This is a genomic window from Luteimonas sp. TWI596, from assembly GCF_039674105.1.
Lineage (GTDB): Bacteria > Pseudomonadota > Gammaproteobacteria > Xanthomonadales > Xanthomonadaceae > Luteimonas.
Map to the genome: position 1 here is coordinate 157,235 of NZ_JBDJMU010000004.1, position 15,476 is coordinate 172,710.

Annotated in this window: 19 protein-coding genes; 11 read left to right on the forward strand and 8 right to left on the reverse strand. The window is 68.9% G+C overall.

Translation table 11 applies throughout. The annotated features are described in order from the left end of the window. Positions 1-4: 4 nt before the first annotated feature. The 5 genes from ABE487_RS04675 to ABE487_RS04695 all read right to left on the reverse strand — a co-directional run bounded on the left by ABE487_RS04675 (position 5) and on the right by ABE487_RS04695 (position 3,596). Positions 5-646, reverse strand: coding sequence for a glutathione S-transferase family protein (locus ABE487_RS04675; protein ID WP_346449417.1), 642 nt, complete (start codon positions 644-646; stop codon positions 5-7). Then, complete coding sequence (locus ABE487_RS04680; RefSeq protein ID WP_346444082.1) at positions 643-1,200, reverse strand: GNAT family N-acetyltransferase; 558 nt, start codon at positions 1,198-1,200, stop codon at positions 643-645. The genes ABE487_RS04675 and ABE487_RS04680 overlap by 4 nt, the downstream gene beginning before the upstream one ends. Positions 1,201-1,219: 19 nt before the next feature. Further along, positions 1,220-1,531 carry a cupin domain-containing protein gene (locus ABE487_RS04685; RefSeq protein ID WP_346444081.1) on the reverse strand — a complete coding sequence of 104 codons (312 nt, stop codon included), beginning with the start codon at positions 1,529-1,531 and terminating at the stop codon, positions 1,220-1,222. 2 nt (positions 1,532-1,533) lie between these two features. Beyond that, positions 1,534-2,697 (reverse strand): acyl-CoA dehydrogenase family protein, encoded by a 1,164-nt coding sequence (locus tag ABE487_RS04690; protein WP_346444079.1) that lies wholly within the window; start codon positions 2,695-2,697, stop codon positions 1,534-1,536. A gap of 125 nt (positions 2,698-2,822) precedes the next feature. Further along, positions 2,823-3,596, reverse strand: coding sequence for a glycine zipper 2TM domain-containing protein (locus tag ABE487_RS04695; RefSeq protein ID WP_346444077.1), 774 nt, complete (start codon positions 3,594-3,596; stop codon positions 2,823-2,825). Positions 3,597-3,761: 165 nt separating this feature from the next. Between ABE487_RS04695 and ABE487_RS04700 the strand changes: the two genes are divergently transcribed. Continuing rightward, positions 3,762-4,004, forward strand: a complete 243-nt coding sequence (locus ABE487_RS04700; RefSeq protein WP_346449419.1) for a DUF6116 family protein — start codon at positions 3,762-3,764, stop codon at positions 4,002-4,004. Then, positions 4,001-4,771 carry a TatD family hydrolase gene (locus tag ABE487_RS04705; protein WP_346449426.1) on the forward strand — a complete coding sequence of 257 codons (771 nt, stop codon included), beginning with the start codon at positions 4,001-4,003 and terminating at the stop codon, positions 4,769-4,771. Before ABE487_RS04700 ends, ABE487_RS04705 begins: the two co-directional genes overlap by 4 nt. A 12-nt stretch (positions 4,772-4,783) precedes the next feature. On the opposite strand, the gene ABE487_RS04710 is transcribed toward ABE487_RS04705, so the two are convergent. Then, positions 4,784-5,587: a tRNA threonylcarbamoyladenosine dehydratase gene (locus tag ABE487_RS04710; protein ID WP_346444074.1), complete on the reverse strand. Its 804-nt coding sequence runs from the start codon at positions 5,585-5,587 to the stop codon at positions 4,784-4,786. A 79-nt stretch (positions 5,588-5,666) separates the two neighbouring features. Between ABE487_RS04710 and ABE487_RS04715 the strand changes: the two genes are divergently transcribed. After that, positions 5,667-6,125: a hypothetical protein gene (locus ABE487_RS04715; protein ID WP_346451626.1), complete on the forward strand. Its 459-nt coding sequence runs from the start codon at positions 5,667-5,669 to the stop codon at positions 6,123-6,125. A gap of 139 nt (positions 6,126-6,264) precedes the next feature. Next, a complete protein-coding gene (locus tag ABE487_RS04720) occupies positions 6,265-6,747 on the forward strand; it encodes a peptidoglycan-associated outer membrane lipoprotein precursor (protein WP_346444071.1) in 483 nt (160 codons plus the stop codon). A 70-nt stretch (positions 6,748-6,817) separates the two neighbouring features. Here ABE487_RS04720 and ABE487_RS04725 read toward each other — a convergent pair whose 3' ends face one another. Further along, positions 6,818-7,027, reverse strand: coding sequence for a cold-shock protein (locus tag ABE487_RS04725; protein WP_047135804.1), 210 nt, complete (start codon positions 7,025-7,027; stop codon positions 6,818-6,820). Positions 7,028-7,278: 251 nt separating this feature from the next. Here ABE487_RS04725 and ABE487_RS04730 point away from each other — a divergent pair, with 251 nt between their 5' ends. The 4 genes from ABE487_RS04730 (at position 7,279) to ABE487_RS04745 (ending at position 11,445) form a co-directional block, all read left to right on the forward strand. After that, a complete protein-coding gene (locus ABE487_RS04730) occupies positions 7,279-7,779 on the forward strand; it encodes a DUF456 domain-containing protein (RefSeq protein WP_346448774.1) in 501 nt (166 codons plus the stop codon). A gap of 15 nt (positions 7,780-7,794) precedes the next feature. Beyond that, a complete protein-coding gene (locus ABE487_RS04735; RefSeq protein ID WP_346451624.1) occupies positions 7,795-9,021 on the forward strand; it encodes a mechanosensitive ion channel domain-containing protein in 1,227 nt (408 codons plus the stop codon). Continuing rightward, entirely contained in the window at positions 9,018-10,166 is a 1,149-nt protein-coding gene (locus ABE487_RS04740; protein WP_346444066.1) for a phospholipase A, read from the forward strand. Before ABE487_RS04735 ends, ABE487_RS04740 begins: the two co-directional genes overlap by 4 nt. A gap of 127 nt (positions 10,167-10,293) precedes the next feature. Next, complete coding sequence (locus ABE487_RS04745; protein ID WP_346448778.1) at positions 10,294-11,445, forward strand: sterol desaturase family protein; 1,152 nt, start codon at positions 10,294-10,296, stop codon at positions 11,443-11,445. Positions 11,446-11,518: 73 nt separating this feature from the next. Here ABE487_RS04745 and ABE487_RS04750 read toward each other — a convergent pair whose 3' ends face one another. After that, positions 11,519-13,033, reverse strand: coding sequence for a fumarate hydratase (locus ABE487_RS04750; protein WP_346448780.1), 1,515 nt, complete (start codon positions 13,031-13,033; stop codon positions 11,519-11,521). Between the two features lie 230 nt (positions 13,034-13,263). Between ABE487_RS04750 and ABE487_RS04755 the strand changes: the two genes are divergently transcribed. From ABE487_RS04755 to ABE487_RS04765, 3 genes are all read left to right on the forward strand, one after another. Continuing rightward, the gene (locus ABE487_RS04755; protein ID WP_346451623.1) at positions 13,264-14,034 is read left to right on the forward strand and encodes a YggS family pyridoxal phosphate-dependent enzyme; all 771 of its coding nucleotides are present in this window, start codon (positions 13,264-13,266) and stop codon (positions 14,032-14,034) included. Further along, entirely contained in the window at positions 14,031-14,891 is an 861-nt protein-coding gene (pdxK, locus tag ABE487_RS04760; RefSeq protein ID WP_346444061.1) for a pyridoxine/pyridoxal/pyridoxamine kinase, read from the forward strand. Before ABE487_RS04755 ends, pdxK begins: the two co-directional genes overlap by 4 nt. 309 nt (positions 14,892-15,200) lie before the next feature. Beyond that, a complete protein-coding gene (locus ABE487_RS04765; RefSeq protein WP_346451622.1) occupies positions 15,201-15,449 on the forward strand; it encodes a hypothetical protein in 249 nt (82 codons plus the stop codon). Positions 15,450-15,476 lie beyond the last annotated feature (27 nt).

Consider the following 15,476-nt stretch of genomic DNA (forward strand, 5'->3'; position numbering starts at 1 on the left):
CCTGCTAATGGGAAGCCGCGATCAGCGCGGCGTGTTCGGGCGCGGGCGCCGGCATCGCAACGAACCGCGGCGTCGCGCGCACGCGATCCAGCCAGTCGCACAGCGCCGGGTACGGCGACAGGTCGAATCCCCCGTCGCCGGCCGCATCGGTGTAGGGGAATAGCGCGATGTCCGCGATGCCATAGCGCGGACCGGTGAACCAGGGACGCGCCGACAGGTGCGTCTCCATGACCGCCAACGCCTGCGCGCCGCGCGCATGCAGGCGCGGCAGTTCGGCACGGCGCGGCGAATCGAGCGGCGTCCAGCCCCGGATGAAACGGGCGACGGCCAGACAGGGCTCGTGGCTGTACTGCTCGAAGAACATCCACGACAGCGCCTGCGCGCGTTGCCACGCATCGTCGGGCAGAAACTCGCTGCCCTCGGCCAGCCAGTGCAGGATCGCGTTCGACTCCACCAGCACGCGGCCGTCGTCGAGCTCGAGCATCGGCACCTTGCCGTTGGGGTTCTTGGCGAGGTAGTCCGGGGTGCGGGTCGCACCGCGGCTGCTGTCGGTCTCGATCCAGCGATACGGGCGGCCGCGCTGTTCGAGCAACAGCCGCAGCTTGTGGCAATTGCCGGACGGCGAGTAGCCGTGGATCGTGGTCATGCGAAGCGCTGTCGGTGCTCGCGCCATTGCGCGCGTGTCTGGCCCCAGATGTCGATGGGGTGGTCCTCGAATGGTGCCGGCAGCCGACCGGGGCGCAGCCGGGTCGATCCCAGTCGTCGGGCGACCTGCTGGGACGCGATGTTCGCTGGATCGATGCAGTGGATGATCTCGTCCCAGTGCAGCGCCGAGAACGCCCAGTCGATGGCCGCCACGGCCGCTTCCACCGCATAACCCTTGCCCCAGGCATCGGGATGGAACGCGTAGCCGATCTCGTTGCCCGGCCAGCCCTCCGGGCGCCAGGGCCCGAGTTGGCCCAGCCAGCGTCCGTCGGCGCGCTCGACGACCGAAAACATGCCGAAGCCCTGCAGCAGCCAGGCGCCGGGCTGCTGCAGGAACTTGCGCCAGGCCGCCGCGCGCGGCTGGCACCCGCCGATGTAGCGCGCCGCAGTCTCGTCGGCCAACAGTTCGGCGTACCGATCGAAATCCTCGGCCTTGGGCAGACGCAGGATCAGACGTTCGGTTTCGAGGATCGGCGAGGCAGCGGACGACGACATCGTGGGCATCCTTGGAGGGTCAGAGACTGCCGGCCTTCTCGATCACGAGGATGCGCGCCTCGCCGATCGGATGGGCGACATGCGCATCGCCCTGCCCGGCATGGAACAGGTCGCCGGCCTCGAGCACGACTGCGTGTTCGGCCTCGCCCTGGCGATAGCGCATCTCCACGCGGCCGTCGAGCACGGCGAAGACTTCCTCGCCATCATTGACGTGCCACTGGTACGGACGATCGGTCCAGTGCAGACGGACGGTGGCGCCCTCGATGGCGGCGACATCCAGTGCGCCCCACGCCCTGTCGGCGGTGAACTCGCGAGACCGGATCGTGCGCATGGTCAGAACGCGTTGATGCCGGTCAGTTCGCGCCCCACGACCAGTTGATGCACGGTCTCGGTGCCTTCGTAGGTGATGACCGACTCGAGGTTGAGCGCATGGCGGATCGGCGAATGCTCGGTCGTGATGCCGGCGCCGCCCAACAGATCGCGCGCTTCACGCGCGATGTCGATCGCCATGCGGCAGTTGTTCCACTTCGCCAGCGAGACCTGGGTCGGCTGCATCGTGCCGGCATCCTTCAGGCGTCCGAGTTGCAGCGAGAGCAGTTGCGCGCTGGTGATCCGGCGTGCCCAGTCGGCAAGCTTGATCTGCGCGCTCTGCGTCGCGGCCACCGGGCGGTCGAACAGAATGCGTTCCTTGGAGTAGCCCAGTGCCTCGTCCAGGCACGCGATCGCCGCGCCGATCGGGCCCCAGGTAATGCCGTAGCGCGCCTGGGTCAGGCAGCCCAGCGGGCCCTTCAGTCCCTTGACGTTGGGCAGGCGGTTGGCCTCGGGCACGCGCACGTCGTCGAAGTACAGCGCGCTGGTGACCGAGGCGCGCAGGCTCATCTTGTGCTTGATCTCCTGGGCGGAGAAGCCGGCGAAGGCCTTCTCCACGATGAAGCCCTGGATGCCGTCGTCGGTCTTGGCCCAGACGATCGCGATGTCGGCCAGGTTGCCGTTGGTGATCCACATCTTGGCGCCGTTGAGGACCCAGTCGCCGCCGTCGCGGCGCGCATGGGTCTTCATGTTCGCCGGGTCCGAGCCACCGTGGGGCTCGGTCAGGCCGAAGCAGCCGATGACCCGGCCGGCGGCCATGTCGGGCAGCCAACGGCGGCGCTGTTCCTCGCTGCCGTAGGCAAAGATCGGATACATGCACAGCGACGACTGTACGCTGGCGAAGCTGCGCAGGCCGCTGTCGCCGCGCTCGAGTTCCTGGCAGATCAGGCCGTAGCTGACCGCGTTGAGGCCGGCGCAGCCGTACTCGGTCGGCAGCGTGGCGCCCAGCAGGCCGAGCTCGGCCATTTCGGGGATCAGCTCGGTCGGAAACCGCGCCTCGTCGAAGCAACCGCCGATGATCGGCAGCACGCGCTCGTCGGTGAAGCGGGCGACGGCGTCCTGGACCGCGCGCTCGTCTTCATCGAGCAGCGAGCGCACGTCGTACAGATCATAGGGATGCAGGGCCATGGCGGTCCGGTCTGGGCGGGATGCCGGCCATTGTAGCGATCCGCGCGCCCGCGGCGTCGCCCCCCCCGGACGCAAAAAGGCCGGCGATGCGCCGGCCTTCCTGCAAGACAGCGAGGTTGCGGTGCTCAGCCGCGCTCGGGCGCGCCGTCGAGCGCTGCGGTCATCACCCGGCCGTTGAGTACCGGCAGGCGCTCGCCTGGAGCTTCGCGCATGCGCAGCGTGTGCTCGGTGCCCTCGTAGCGATAGGTGACGTCGTAGCCGACCGTCTTCTCTTCGTCACCCAGCAGGATCCGGTTGCCCGGCTTGCTGTCGGTGCGCATCGACCCGGTGGTGCCGTCGGGATTGCGGTAGGTCACGTTGTAGGCGACTACGCGCGAGGACTGCGACGAGTCCTGCACGGTGCGGCACTGGCGGTCGACGCGCTCGACGACGCGGCCGCCGACATGGTTGCGGTCGATCCGGTTGCCGATGAAGCCACCGGCGGTCGCGCCGGCCGCGGTCGCGAGCTTGCGGCCGTTGCCGCCGCCCACCTGGTTGCCGACCAGACCGCCGACCAGCGCACCGACCACGGTGCCCCCCACGTTGCCGTCGCGCTCGGGCAGGCGCTCCTGGACCACCACGTCCTCGCACACCTCACGCGGCGAGGTCGACGTCATCGTCTCGCGGATCGGCTCGCTGCCCAGCACAGTGGCGTAGACCTGCTCGGTTTCGGTGACCGGGCGGGTCGCGACGACGTCGGCATAGTCGAGCTTATCCTCCACGCGCGGGACCTCAACGCCCGCAGCGGCATCGCCTGCGACGGAGGTGCCCGCGCCGTCGCGGCTGTTGTGGTACGCGCCGACGGCCACGCCGCCTACCAGCAGAGACGCCAGCGCAATCGCGATCGTGTTGCTTTTCATTGGGATCTCCTTGCGGCCATCGGCCTGTACGTCGTGACCGTGATTGCACCATTGCCAAGCTGAACAGGCACACGAACACCACCCGCTCAGGCTGACCCGGCGCTAAACCGCGACGTGCGCACGCCGTGCTAGCGTGTGTCGCACCCCGCCCTCACGAGGCCCGCGATGCCCAGTCCCTTCACCGTGCCGCTCGTGTCGTGGCTGTCCCGGTTGAGCCACCCGCGGCTGTTCGTCGTCGTGGCCGTGCTGTTCGGCATCAATCTGGTCGTGCCCGATCCGATCATCCTGATCGACGAGGTCCTGCTGGGCCTGGCGACAGTCGCGCTGGCCAGACGCAAGCGCGTGCCCGACGCGCCCGCACATGCCGATCCGCGCCCGCCGATCGACGGCCAGGCGCGCCGCCCCTGATGCTGGTCGACAGCCACTGCCATCTCGACGCCCCCCAGTTCGACGAGGATCGTGCGGCGGTGCTGGCGCGCGCACGGGCGGCAGGCGTCGTGCAGCAGGTGGTGCCGGCCGTCGCCCGTGCCGGATGGCCGGGCTTGCGCGCGATCTGCGCCGCAGATCCAGGCCTGTTCCCCGCCTACGGCCTGCATCCGATGTTTCTGGCCCAGCACCGGCCCGACGACCTGGATGCGTTGGCCGACTGGATCGTGCGCGAGCGGCCGGTGGCGGTGGGCGAATGTGGCCTGGACCATTTCGTCGACGGGCTCGATCCCAATGTCCAGGCACGTTACTTCGAAGGCCAGTTGCGCCTGGCGCATGCCCACGACCTGCCGGTAATCGTGCACGCTCGGCGCGCCGTCGATCCGGTGATCGCCGCGCTCAAGCGGTTCGACGGCCTGCGCGGCGTCGTGCACAGTTTCGGCGGTAGTGCCGAACAGGCGCGTCAGCTGTGGCAGCGTGGCTTCATGATCGGACTGGGTGGTCCACTGACTTACGACCGCGCTCGCCGCCTGCACCGGCTGGCGGCGACGATGCCGATCGAACACCTGCTGCTCGAGACCGACGCCCCCGACCAGCCCGACAGCGCCCACCGCGGCCAGCGCAACGAGCCGGCGCGCCTGGTCCACGTGCTCGAAGCGGTCGCGCGCCTGCGCGGCGTCCCCCCGGAGATCGTGGCCGCGCAGACGCGCGACAACGCCGCGCGGCTGTTCGGCCTGCCGCCACTCTAGCCGCCGCGCCGATCAGGCCGCGGCGTCGGCCGCCGGCCGCAACAGCACTTCCAGCGCCTTGCCGGCCGCGGCGAACGCGAACGCACCGGTGATGTGCGTGGCCGCCCCCAGGCCGCTGCCGCAGTCGAGATTGAGCGCAGCGTCGGGGCCCAACTGCGGGCGAAGACCGCAGACACTGCCGTCGGCCTGCGGATAGCGCACGTTCTCCAGCGAATAGATCGCCGGCACCCCGAAGTAACGCTTCGCGCTCTTGGGAAAATTGAACTCGGCGCGTAGCTTCTTGCGGATCAGCGCGAGCATCGCATCGTGCTCGGTGCGCGACAGGTCGCGCACGCGCACCAGCGTCGGGTCGATGCGGCCGCCGGCGGCGCCCACCGTGATCACCGGCAGCTTGCGTCGCCGACACCAGGCGATCAGCTCGACCTTGCTGCGAAAACTGTCGCAAGCATCGATCACCAGATCGTAGCCCCGTCCCAGCATCGCTTCGAGATTGGTCGGGGTGACGAAGTCCTCCAGCGCATGCACGGTCGCACGCGGGTGGATCGCCAGGCAGCGTTCGGCCATGACGCGGGCCTTGTTGCGTCCGTACTGCCCTTCGAGCGCCGGCAATTGGCGGTTGGTGTTGGAGACGCACAGATCATCGGCATCGATCAGCGTCAGCGTGCCGACGCCGCTGCGTACGAGCGCCTCGGCCACCCACGAGCCGACGCCACCCAGCCCGACCACTGCGACGTGGCGCCGCAACAGGCGCGCAACTGCGCCCTGCCCGTACAGGCGTTCGATTCCGGAAAAGCGGGCGCGTGCGTCTTCATCCATGCGCGCATTCTAGCGGCCCTCCCCGCCCGGCACGCCCCGCGATGCTATGGTCGCGCCGCCCCGCCGCCTGGAGTGCGCAATGTCCACGCCCGAGCCACCGCATATCGTCCACACACCGCCGTCGGCGACCGCTCGCTACGCCGTGGTGTTCAGCATCGGCCTGGTGGTCGGGATCTTCGCACTCGTCGTGGTGCTGCGCGCACTCGAGAGCCGGCGGGGCTGGCAGGATCACTACCCCACCGCGCTGATGCAGCTCTACCAGGCCCACATGGCGGGCCTGGAGAGCGATGCCAGCGCCGGTCGTTGCGCGGCGGCCGACGCGCGCCCCCATCTGCGCGCGTTGCGGGTCCTGTCCGAAGACCTGGCGCCGGCGTTCCCCGACCTGCGCGACCATCGCCGGTTCGCCGAGCATGCCGACACCGCACGGCGCGCGCTCGACGCTGCGCTGGCTGCGCCGCCGGGCGACTGCGCCAGTCTGCGCACGACCATCGCCGTAATCGGCGAGACCTGCAGCGGATGCCATCGCGACCTGCGGTAGTGGGAAGAGGCGGCTGAATCGATACTGGACGTCAGCCTTTGCGCAGGCGACACGCCGGGAGGATTGCTGTCTCGTTCACATTCTCGGCCCTAGCGTGGGCAGTGTCGGGCAGCGGGCCCGCTACACGTTAGGAGTTGTCATGAAATCTCGTCTGATCGGAACGGCGGTGGTCGCGGCCTCGATGGCGTTGGCCGGTTGCGCGTCGTCACCCGGCTACTCGCCGGGCTATGGCGGGTACGGTGGCGGATACGGCAATGGCTATGGCCGCGGCGAGTGCTATGACTGCGGCACCGTGACCCGCATCGAAGTCGTCGGCGGTGATCGCAATCCCAATGTCGCCGGACCGATCATCGGCGGCATCGTCGGCGCGGTCGCGGCCAAGGAGCTTGCGCGTCGCAACACCGACAGCCACGGGCGACGGAACGTGGCGATCGGCGCGGGCGCCGTGGGTGGCGCGGTGGCCGGCAACGCAATCCAGAACCGCGTCGAGGGCGCGCGCCAGTACAACGTGCACGTGCGCATGCAGGACGGCCGCACGACGGTGGTCAGCCAGGGCGATCTGGACGGCATCCGCGAGGGTTCGCCCGTTCGCATCCAGAACGGACGCGCCTACGCCTACTGACCCGGCCCCTGCTTGGCGCGCAAAAAAAACCCGGCCGATGGCCGGGTTTTTCTTGAAGCGTCGCAGCTGGTCAGAGCGGCGTCACGGCGTCGGCCTGCAGGCCCTTCTGGCCCTGGACGACGGTGAAGCTGACCTTCTGGCCTTCCTGCAGGCTCTTGAAGCCCGTGCCCTGGATGGCGCGGAAATGCACGAAAACGTCTTCGCCGCTTTCACGGCTGATGAATCCGAATCCCTTGGCATCGTTGAACCACTTCACGGTACCGGTTTCGCGCTCTGCCATGTTGCTCTCTCTCCCTGAAACTGTTCGATGAATCGAGCGATTACGCCTGTCGGGCGGCTGGTTGCAAGGAGAACACGGGTGCGACGATGCAGCGGACCGGTGGAACGAGCCAGCGACTTGATGCAGGGTCACGATTCACGGTGACCTTGACAAACACAGCGGCTGCAAAGTAACCCGGCATTTATGAAAATGCAATCGTCCGCAAAAGGCCCGTTCCGGGGGTCTCTTACTCCCGATCCAGGGGGCCCGACATGGATCTGAGCCTGGCCCTGTACCTACTTGCCGGGCTGCTGGTTGCCGTCGGCCTGGCCGGCGTTGTATTGCCTGCCCTGCCCGGTTTGTCGCTGGTGTTCGCCGGCCTGCTTGCGGCGGCCTGGGCGGACGATTTTCAGCGGGTGGGCGCGCTGCCGCTCGTCCTGCTCGGGCTGTTGACTGCAGTCTCGTTCGCGGTGGACTTCTGGGCCACCGCGGTCGGTGCCAAACGCGTGGGGGCCAGTCCGCTGGCGCTGCTGGGCACCGTGGTCGGCACCTTCGTCGGTCTGTTCTTCGGCCTGCCGGGCCTATTCGCCGGCCCCTTCGTCGGCGCGGTGGTGGGCGAGCTGATCAGTCGCCGCAATCTCTATCCTGCCGGCCTCGGCCATGCGGCCAAGGTCGGGGTCGGCACGTGGCTGGGCATCGCACTGGGCGTGGCGTTAAAACTCGCATTGGCGGTCTCGATGCTGGCGATTTTCGCACTCGCCTGGTGGTTCTGAGTCCACAATGACACGATGACCGATTCCCTTTACGCCCCCTTCCCGCCGCCCCGCCGTGGGCGATTGCGCAGCCTGTCGGCTCTCGTGTTGCTGGCGCTCGTGGCCAGCCTCCTTGCCGGCCCGAGCCTGGCCGCACCGAGCGCGCCACCCAGTGCAGCCCCGGCCGCTTCGGCAGCACCCGCCCCCGACACGACCGAGGGCGCCCAGGCGGTCGACACCCCGCCGCCGAGCGCGGCGCAGGCGTTCCAAGAGGCCGACGTGCGCGGTCGCTTCGATGCGGTGTACGACGAAACGGTCAGCCGTTTCATGCGCCTGCTCGCCAATCTGCCGCTGCTGCTGGCCGCACTGCTGGTCGTCGCGCTCGCCGCATGGCTAGGCCGGGTGATATCCCAGCGCCTGCACTGGCTGCACCTGCGCACGCGCAACCCCTATCTCGACAGCCTGCTGCGCCGCATGGTGCAGGCCGCGATCCTGCTGATCGGCATCGTGATCGCACTGGACCTGCTCAACGCAACCGCGGTGATCGGCGTGGTGTTCGGCTCGGCGGGTGTGCTGGGCATCGCGATGGGCTTCGCATTCAAGGACATCGCCGAGAACTACATCGCCGGCATCCTGTTGAGCCTGCGCCGGCCGTTCGAACCGGGCGAGACGGTCAAGATCGACAGCTACGAGGGCCGGGTCGCCTCGCTGAGCGCACGCGCGATGGTGCTGGTCACCGCCGAGGGCAACGAGTTGCGCCTACCCAATGCGCTGGTGTTCAAGGCGGTGATCCTCAACTACAGCAGCAATCCGCGCCGGCGCTTCGATTTCACGATGAACATCGACGCCAGCCATTCGATCCGGCAGGCGCAGACGATCGGCCTGACCGAGATCGCTGCGATCGACGACGTCCTGACCGATCCCGGTCCGTCGTGGACACTGGTCGAGTTCGGGGCCTCTGGCAGCGTACTGCGGTTCTTCGGCTGGGTGGACCAGCGCAAGAGCGACCTGGGCAAGACCCGCGGCGAAGCGATCCGTCGCGTCAAGGGCGCCTTCTGGCGCGCGGGCATCCAGGGGCCGCGCACCACCACCCACGTCGTCCTCACGCGCGACGAGGGCGCGGTCGCCGATCATCACGACATCGAGCCGGCGACCAGCGTCGGCGTCGACACCTCGGTCAACCGCGACATCGACGAGCACGTCGCCGAAGTCGTCAATGCCGACCCCCAGAACCTGCTGATCGCAAAGGACGCCCCGCAATGAAACTCCGCATCGCCCTGCTCCCGGCCGCGCTCGCTGGCCTATCCACGCACGCCGTGGCGCAGACCGTTCCGGCCGCACCGTCCGCGCCCGCCAGCCTGGAGGCCTGCCTGGCACTGGAACAGGACGCGCAACGCCTGGCGTGCTACGACGCCTTCGCCGGCCGCCAAGCGCCGCCGACGCCGCAGGCCGACGTCACCGCCGAGCGCGCGCGCGAACTGCGCCGCGATCCCGCCGCGCTCGCCGAGGCGCTGTCCGCCGAACCGGCCAACCGCAACCTCTATGCGCGCGACACCACCCGCGGACTGGACGATGCGATCGCCAACGCCGGGCAGGGCTCGCTGCTCGACAGTCGCTGGGAACTGGCCAAGGATTCCAAGCTCGGCATCTTCAATCTGCGTGCCTACAAGCCGCTGTACCTGCTGCCGGTGTTCTGGACCTCGGATGTCAACCGTACGCCCAGTTCGCCCAATCCGGCCAACACGGTCACCGACCCGCTCTTGCTCGACAGCACCGAGGCCAAGTTCCAGATCAGCTTCAAGACCAAGGCGGTGGAGAACCTGTTCGGCAACAACGGCGACATCTGGATGGGCTACACCCAGAGCTCGCGCTGGCAGGTCTACAACAGCGAGGCCTCGCGCCCGTTCCGCGAGACCAATTACGAGCCCGAGATCCTGCTGGTCTTCCGCAACAACTATGGCCTGCCGGGTGGCTGGCGCGGGCGCATGACCGGGATCGGCATCAACCACCAGTCCAACGGCCGCGGCGACCCGCTGTCGCGCAGCTGGAACCGGGTGATGTTCAACTTCGGCTTCGATCGGCAGAACTGGGCGCTGACCGCGCGGCCGTGGATCGTGCTGGGCGAAGGCAGCGACAGCGACAACCCCGATATCGCCGACTACATGGGGCGTGGCGACCTGACGCTGACCCACGTGCGCGACGGCCACCAGTTCTCGCTGATGGCCCGGCATTCGCTCCGCGGCGGCGACCGCTCGCACGGGGCCCTGCAGTTCGACTGGGGATTTCCGATCCACCGCAATTTCCGCGGCCATCTGCAGGTGTTCGACGGCTACGGCGAAAGCCTGATCGACTACAACCACAAGGCCACCTACGTCGGCCTGGGCATCTCGTTGATGGACTGGTTCTGACCGACGGCGCGGGCGGCCGGCCCGCGCCACCAGGCACCGCAGGCGCCGATCCGGGGCTTGCGGCGCCACCGCCGCGAGCGGCTATGATCGGCTCGCCCGCGGCGCTGCCGCATAGCAGGACCCGCGCATGGAGGCAGCCGCACCCCCGCCACCGCATGACGCCGCCCCGCTCGCGCGTCCGCGCCGTTCGTTCTTCGCCTACGCCTCGGCGCTGCTGGGGCTGTTGAGCGTCTTTGGCGTCGTCTGCTTCCATTTTCCCGAGTTACTGACCAGCAAGGAGTTCCGCGCGGTCTACGACGAGGGCTTCGCGCGCAACCTGTTGCTGATCGGCCTGGTCGCAGCGTTCGTGCTGGGCACGGTGGCGATCCTGCGCGACCGCAACAAGCGCATCGCCACGATCGGCGTCGCCGGCGCGACGCTGGCGGTGCTGCTGGGCGGTACCAATGTGCAATTCGACGCCATCGGCCACACGCCCTACTCGCTGGGCCTGGACTGGTTCGTGATCTCGCTGTTCTTCTCGGCGCTGGTGTTCGTCCCGCTGGAGCACTACCTGGGCAAGCGTCGTGTCTCGCCGCTGCGCCCGGGCTGGCGCACCGACCTGACGTACTTCTTCATGAGCCATGTGCTGGTGCAGTTCATCCTGATCCTGGTCACGGCCTCGACCTCCACGATCGCCAGCTTCGCCGCGTTCCCGGCGCTGGAGCGGGCGATCCAGTCGCTGCCGGTGTGGGCGCAGTTCCTGATCGCGGTGTTCGTGGCCGACATGGCCCAGGCGCTGCTGCACCGCGCCTACCACAACATTCCCTGGCTCTGGCGCTTCCACGCGGTGCATCACTCCAGCCGCCAGATGGACTGGCTGGCCGGTTCGCGGATCCATTTCGTCGAGATCGTGCTCACGCGCAGCGTCGTGCTGCTGCCCTTGCTGGTACTCGGCTTCTCGACGCCGGCGGTCAATGCCTACGTCATCCTGGTCGGCCTGCAGGCGGTCGTCGCCCACGCCAACATCGGCGTGCGCTTCGGCTGGCTGGAATACGTGCTGGTGCTGCCGCGCTATCACCACTGGCACCACGCCCGCCAGCAGGACTACATCGACGTCAACTACGCGATCCATCTGCCGCTGGTCGACATGCTGATGGGCACGTTCAAGCTCCCGCGCGAGCGCGATGCCTGGCCGCAGGAGTACGGCGTGATGAAGCTCGAGACGGTGCCGCGCGGCATCGTCAGCCAGCATCTGATGCCGTTCCGTCGGCGCAAGACCTTCGACGACTACGTCGACTGAGTCCGAAGGCCGCCTGCGCAGACGCGAACGGCGCCCGCAGGCGCCGTCCGATCCCATCTCCAGCGCTCGCCGGTCAGACGACCTCGAGCGGGATGCCGGCGATCTTCGCCTTCCAGGTGCGCGGGCCGGTCTCGTGGACCGATTCGCCGTTCGCATCCACGGCCACGGTCACCGGCATGTCCTTGACCTCGAACTCGTAGATCGCCTCCATGCCCAGGTCCTCGAACGCGACGACGCGGCTGGCCTTGATCGCCTTGGACACCAGATAGGCCGAACCCCCGACCGCCATCAGGTAGACGGCGCGATTGTCGCGGATCGCCTCGATCGCCGCCGGGCCGCGCTCGGCCTTGCCGACCATGCCCAGCAGGCCGGTCTGCTCGAGCATCTGCCGGGTGAACTTGTCCATGCGCGTGGCGGTGGTCGGTCCGGCCGGGCCGACGACCTCTTCGCGCACCGGGTCGACCGGGCCGACGTAGTAGATGAAGCGGTTGGTGAAGTCCACCGGCAGCGTTTCGCCACGGTTGAGCATGTCGACCATGCGCTTGTGGGCGGCGTCGCGCCCGGTCAGCAGCTTGCCGTTGAGCAGCACCACCTCGCCCGGCCGGAAGCTGGCGACCTCCTCCGGGGTGATCGTATCCAGGTCGACCCGACGCGCATTGCGTGGGTTGTAGGTGAGCTCGGGCCAGTCGGCGAGCGACGGCGGGTCGAGGGTCACAGGCCCGCTGCCGTCGAGGGTGAAGTGCGCGTGCCGGGTCGCCGCGCAGTTGGGGATCATCGCCACCGGCAGGTTCGCCGCATGGGTCGGGTAATCCTTGATCTTGATGTCGAGCACGGTGGTCAGCCCGCCGAGGCCCTGCGCGCCGATGCCCAGCGCGTTGACCTTCTGGTAGAGCTCCACGCGCAGCTCCTCGATCCGGTTCGACGGCCCGCGCGCGATCAGGTCCTGGATGTCGATCGGCTCCATCAACGATTCCTTGGCCAGCAGCATCGCTTTTTCGGCAGTGCCGCCGATGCCGATGCCGAGCATGCCCGGCGGGCACCAGCCCGCGCCCATCGTCGGCACGGTCTTGAGCACCCAGTCGACGATCGAATCGGACGGGTTGAGCATCGCGAACTTCGACTTGGCTTCCGAGCCGCCGCCCTTGGCCGCGACGATCACTTCGACCGTGTTGCCGGGCACGACCTTGACGTTGACCACCGCCGGCGTGTTGTCGCGGGTGTTGCGGCGCGCGCCCGCCGGATCGGCCAGCACGCTGGCGCGCAGCTTGTTGTCGGGATCGTTGTAGGCGCGGCGCACGCCCTCGTTGACCATGTCCTCCACGCCCATCGTGGCGTCGTCCCAGCGCACCTGCATGCCGATCGCAAGGAACACGGTCACGATGCCGGTGTCCTGGCAGATCGGACGGTGGCCCTCGGCGCACATGCGCGAGTTGATCAGGATCTGCGCCATCGCATCCTTCGCCGCGGGCGAGGCCTCGCGTTCGTAGGCATCGGCGAGATTGCGGATGTAATCGACCGGGTGGTAGTAGCTGATGTACTGCAGCGCATCGGCGACCGACTGGATCAGGTCGTCCTGGCGGATCGACACGGGCGCGCCGGAAGGCGCGGCATGCGGGGAGTGGCTTGCGGACACGGCTGGCTCGTAGCTGGCGGAGGGAAACCCGCCCATTCTAGGCCTTCCGCTCCGTCGCGGCAGCCGACCACCCGCGCGCCACGGCGCAGACCCGTGGCGGCGCACGGCGCCGATCCGCGAGGCGTATCCTTGTTCGCTTCCGGCCGCAATTGCAGGCCGGCACCGACCGTCACGACGCAGGACCGATGACCGACGCCCCGAACGATCCCGCCGCCGCGCTGCGCAGCCGCCTCGATGCAGTGCGCGCGCGCATCAAAGATGCCTGCCATGCCGCCGGACGCGATCCGGCGCAGGTGCGCCTGCTGCCGGTCAGCAAGACCGTCGATGAGACGCGGCTGCGCCTGGCGCACGCGATCGGCCTGCGCGAACTGGGCGAGAACAAGGTGCAGGAGGCGCTGGGCAAGGCCGAGGCGATGGCCGATCTCGACGATCTTCGCTGGGTGTTGATCGGCCACCTGCAGACCAACAAGGCCAAGTACGTCGCGCGCTTCGCCAGTGAGTTCCAGGCCCTCGACAGCCTGCGGGTCGCCGAGGCGCTGGACCGCCAGTTGCAGGCGAAGGGGCGCGCGCTCGACGTGCTGGTCCAGGTCAATACCTCGGCCGAGTCGAGCAAGTTCGGCCTGGCGCCCGACGAGGTCGCGGGCTTCGTGCGGCAGTTGGGCGCATTCTCGTCGCTGCGCGTGCGCGGCCTGATGACGCTCGCATTGTTCTCGCCCGATCCGGCGCTGGTGCGTCCCTGTTTCGTGCGCTTGCGCACGTTGCGCGACCGGCTGCGTCAGGAAGCGCCGTCGGGCGTGGCGATGGACGAGCTGTCGATGGGGATGTCCGGCGATTTCGCACTGGCGATCGCCGAGGGCGCGACCACGGTGCGCGTGGGCACGGCGATCTTCGGCGACCGCGGCCTGCCCGACAGCCATTACTGGCCGGGGCTGGGCTCCGCGGCGCAGCCGCGATGAGCGCCCTGCTCCAATCGCCGGCGGTCGGCACCCGCCTCATCGACGTCGTATCGGTGCAGTCGCAGGTCGTCTACGGCAGCGTCGGCAACAGCATCGCAGTGCCGGTGCTGCAGGCACTCGGGCTGCAGGTGGCACCGGTGCCGACGGTGGTATTCGGCAACACGCCGCACTATCCGACGATGCATGGCGCGCCGCTGCCGCTGGACTGGTTCGAAGGTCTGCTCGAGGACCTCGAAGCGCGCGAGGTGATCACCCGCGCGCGGCATCTGCTGGTCGGGTATCTCGGCTCGCCGGCCCAGGGCCTGGCGCTGGCGGCCTGGCTGGACCGCATGCGCGTGCGCAACCCGGGGCTGCGGATGCAGATCGATCCGGTCATCGGCGACCACGACACCGGCATCTACACCGATCCTGCGCTGGTTCCGATCTGGCGCGATCACTTGCTGCCGCGCGCCCATGGCCTGACCCCGAATCACTTCGAACTCGAACAACTCGCCGGTCGCCCGCTGCACACGCTCGACGACTGCGCGCAGGCCGCGGCCGGTCTGCTCGGCCCGGTCACCGAATGGGTCGTGGTCACCAGCGCCGCGCCCCAGACCTGCCCGCCCGGCGTGGTCCAGGTACTCGCGGTTTCGGCGCAGGGCTGGGAGACGTTCGAACATCCCGCCGTCGCGCATGCGGTCAAGGGCACCGGCGACATGTTCGCCGCGCTGGTCGGCGGCCGGATGATGACCGGGGCCGCGCTCGGCGACGCGGTGCGCCGCGCCTGCGACGACGTGGTCGCGGTGCTGCGCCATGTCCAGGCGCAGGGCTGGCAGGAACTGGCGCTGCCGCGCGAGATCGGACGGCGCCTGGGCTGAGCCCAAGGCGTCGCGCCACGGCCCCAGGCCAATGGGTCGCGGGCGTGCACGGCGCACCGTCGTGCACCGTTTCCCCGGCGCAGCCGTCATGCATATTCGCCTCGATCGTCGTGATCTGCTGCCGTCCGAGCCGATGGAACACATCCAGATGCCACGTCCGCAGCCTCGGGCGGCGAGCGAGACGTGCGCGGCCGGCTTATGAGCGCCAGGACGCGGCGAAGCCGGACGTTGATCGAGATCAGGGCGGCCGGCCGCCGCCCGCCCCAGCATGGCCTCACCGCCCGCCGCCATCGTCCAGAGGCCACCCCGATGCAGTTCAACATCCATCTCGACCGCCCGCAAATCGACATCGACGCCGTCGAGCGTCTGCTGCAGACCCTCGATCCGGCCGGCCTGGCCGACGTCGACATCACCGGCGTGCTGCGCGTCTCGACCACCGCCTCCGACCGCGATCTGGTCACGATCCTCGCGCAGGCCGGCCATCCGATCCGCGCGAGCCAGATCGAGCGCGTGGCCGCGGCGTGCTGCGGGGGCTGCGGCGGCGGCTGCAGCGGCTGACGGCGATGCGGCGTCGCCGCTGGCGGC